At 63.9% G+C, this 3,202-nt stretch carries 1 protein-coding gene and 2 pseudogenes; 2 read left to right on the top strand and 1 reads right to left on the bottom strand.

Annotation, left to right across the window (positions count from 1 at the left end):
• Nucleotides 1-102 precede the first annotated feature (102 nt).
• Nucleotides 103-288: pseudogene (locus MOV75_RS32215) on the top strand (DUF697 domain-containing protein); the annotation flags it as partial.
• Between the two features lie 366 nt (nucleotides 289-654).
• On the opposite strand, the gene MOV75_RS32210 reads toward MOV75_RS32215, so the two are convergent.
• Nucleotides 655-2,220, bottom strand: a complete 1,566-nt coding sequence (locus MOV75_RS32210; RefSeq protein WP_246931068.1) for a glycosyltransferase family 39 protein — start codon at nucleotides 2,218-2,220, stop codon at nucleotides 655-657.
• A gap of 209 nt (nucleotides 2,221-2,429) precedes the next feature.
• On the opposite strand from MOV75_RS32210, the pseudogene MOV75_RS32205 reads away from it, so the two are divergent.
• Nucleotides 2,430-3,202: pseudogene (locus MOV75_RS32205) on the top strand (adenylate/guanylate cyclase domain-containing protein); the annotation flags it as partial.

The raw sequence follows: 3,202 nt of genomic DNA, 5'->3' as shown, positions 1-3,202 counted from the left end.
GGTGCAATCGATCGACCGCATCTTCCTGTCGATCGCGGCTCATCACGATGCGCTCGCGCCTGAACAGCGGACAGCCACGATCTATCCGCGCTACCTCGACCAGGCCACGGCATCGCGGCAAAACTGTCGCAGCGCCTCGGCGAAGGCGTGCTCAATGGCTTGTTGACGGCGCGGCTTGGCCTCGCCGCGATCGACGTCACGCGCCCGCTGCCGTTCGCAGCGCTGCCGCCACCGAAGCTGTCGGACCTCGCGACGGATCTGCTGCGAAAGAAGGACGGAGAGGAGTAGCCAGGAACCGTAGGGTGGGCAAAGGCGCACTTGCGCCGTGCCCACCATTAATCCGGCACTTCGACGGAAGTGGTGGGCATGCTTCGCTTTGCCCACCCTACGATACTAAGGGTGTCGTTGCCGTTTCCTCCATCAAGAACGGTTCCTTTCGCGCCTGCAGAGAGCGTATCGATGCCGTCCGTGCCCCTCACATAAACCTGGCCGTTGCCAACGACCGAGACGGTCAGCGTGGCCGTACTGGTGCCGCCATCTACGGGTGGTGCCTGCCCGCAATCGCGAAGGTGATAACGCTTAACCAACTCGCCAGGAGGCTCAACAATGCGACAGGCATGCGCGCAAGGGGATAAGGAGGCGCAGTCTACCGCGCTAAGCGCGTGTATGCCTTTCGAATTCCCCAGCCAGCACCTTCCACTGAAACAGTGGCGAGTCCTTCGGCGGCGACAGCTCCGGGGTCCAGCCGCTCAGCTTCTCAACCACATAAGTATCCGTCAGAACGCCGCGCCAACGGCGTTCGACCCGGGCGAGCGGCTCGCGCTTGGCGGGGATGCTCTCCCACAGCGACGAATGATCGTCTGGCTCGCGGCCGACATAGATGCCATCGTGGTCCCTGATCCGGTCTAGGCCGGGATCGCTGAAATTCTGGAAACGGCCGCGCTCGTTGATCTCGATGACAGGCACGCGCCCCCTGAACAGCCAGCGCATCATGGCGTAGGTGCGGTAGTCCGTCGTCGCGATCCAGGTCGCGCCCGTCTCATCCAGCCCGGCTTGCACGCGCGCGGCAACCTGCTCATAGCCGGCCTCGGCGCCGATCGGATCGATCTTGCCAAGGAGATTCCACGGCGCGGCGACGTAATAGAGGAACACGATGACGACAAAGGCGATGCCCGAGACGATCGCTGTCCTGGCCCAGAACACCGACGATCTCAGCATGCGCGCCGACCAATTCTCCTTCATCATCGTCGCCAAGTTCACGGCGGCGGCGGCAAACCCCACCGGCCACATGAACATCGGCCAGGTGTCGCCGACCCGCAGCGTCGTCGACTTGAAAAGGAAATAGAGGAACGGCACCAGCACCGCGGTCGACAGCAGGATCGCAACCGGCTTGCGTGTGCGATAGCCGCGCCATGCCGTAAGCACCAGACCTGTCAGCACCACCGGCAGCATGACGAAGCCGACCAGACCGAACTGCAGGCCGATGTAATCGCCGATCGTCCGCAGCGAGATGCCGTAATTGGCGGTGGCGCGCACGCCCTGGAAACGAAACGAAGCCCAATCGTGCTGCGCGTTCCAGATCAGCACCGGCGAGAACACTACGATCGCGACCAGCACGGCGAGATAGGGATAGGGGCTGCGCAGCCAGCGCAAGCGCCAATCCGGCACGAGCAGAAAGGCGGCGACCGCAGGCGCGAACATGATCGCGGTGAATTTCGACAGCATCGAGAGCCCGGCGAACAGGCCCGCCGCAAGCCACCAGCGACCGTCGCCGCTCTGCGCCAGCCGCACCAGCGACCAGAACATCGCCACCGCGAACGGGATCATGGCGACGTCAGGCGCGACCTTGGCCATCAGCAGGCCGTAGTAGAGCGCGGCCTCCGGCATCAGCACAGCGAGCACCACGGCGCGCACATCATGCGTGAGGCGACGGACGATGTCGGCGAGCAGCAGCTGCGTCACCAGCATCGCGACGATGCCGCCGAAGCGGACACCTAGCGTGGTGTCGCCGAAGATCGCGGTACCGAAGCGGATCAGCCAGGCGATGCCCGGGGGGTGATCGAGGAAGCTCAGCGCGCCCTCCTTCGACCAGGTCCAGTAATAGGCCTCGTCGGTGCGCAGCTCGATCGCGGAGGCATAGACGATACGGAGCAGCGTCATCGCGGCGATGACCGCGACGGCCATGACGAGGGGACGGCGCGTGGCGCCGCTGGAGGGCATGGTGATGTCAGAAGCTGTCGTCACGGCCGCGCTTTTCGCCAACCTGGGAGGGGGAGTCAATGTGGGGGTGGTGGGATGGGCAAGCGGTGTTCCCAGCGCCCACCCTACGATTTCGCAACCTTGATTGGCATGTGACCTCACAACCTGTCCACATCGGGAATTAAACGTTACGCTGGCTGTTCTCCTTCGTGAACTGATACAACCGAATCATGGCCATCGCTGCTGCAAACATGTCCGAACTCGTCCGCGCCACCAGCGTGCGGCAGGTGCGGCTCATCTGCGGCGTGATCCTGTTCTCCTATGTGATCAGCCATTTCCTCAACCATGCGCTCGGCAATATCTCGGTCGAGGCCATGGAGACCGGGGTCTACTATCACACCGTCTTCTGGCAGTTCCTCCCCGTTGCGATCGTCTTCTACACGGCGGCGCTCACGCATATGGGGCTCGGCATCTATGCGCTCTATCAGCGCCGGCAGTTCCGCTGGCGGACGATCGAGCCGCTTCAGCTCGTGCTGGGCTTGAGCATTCCGGCTCTGGTCATGGGGCACGTGATCGGCGTGCGGCTCGGCTACACACTTTACGATCATCAGAAGCTCTATCCGCAGGAGCTCTATCTCTTCTTCGTCGCCGCGCCCGGCCGGCTCTGGCAGATGACGATCCTGCTGCTGATCGCCTGGGTGCACGGCTGCATCGGCATCTATTTTTGGCTTCGCCTCAAACCGTTCTTCACGCGCGCCGCACCCTATCTGCTCGCCGCGGCCGTGCTGGTCCCGACACTGTCGCTGCTCGGCATCTACCAGGGCGGCCGCAGCGTCGTGATCGAGAGCGACGATCGAGACTGGCGTACGCAAAATCTCACCCGCCGCCAGGTCGGCACGGTCGCGGAAGGCAACACGCTCGACCGCATCACCGGCATCCTCACCGTCGGCTATTTCGGTCTGCTCGCCCTGGCGCTGGCGGCTCGCGGCGTGCGCGCCGTGCG

The organism is Bradyrhizobium sp. PRIMUS42 (assembly GCF_023006515.1).
Taxonomy (GTDB): Bacteria; Pseudomonadota; Alphaproteobacteria; order Rhizobiales; family Xanthobacteraceae; genus Bradyrhizobium.
Note: the sequence above shows the minus strand (reverse complement) of the source record. Positions and strands in the feature narration are given on the sequence as shown.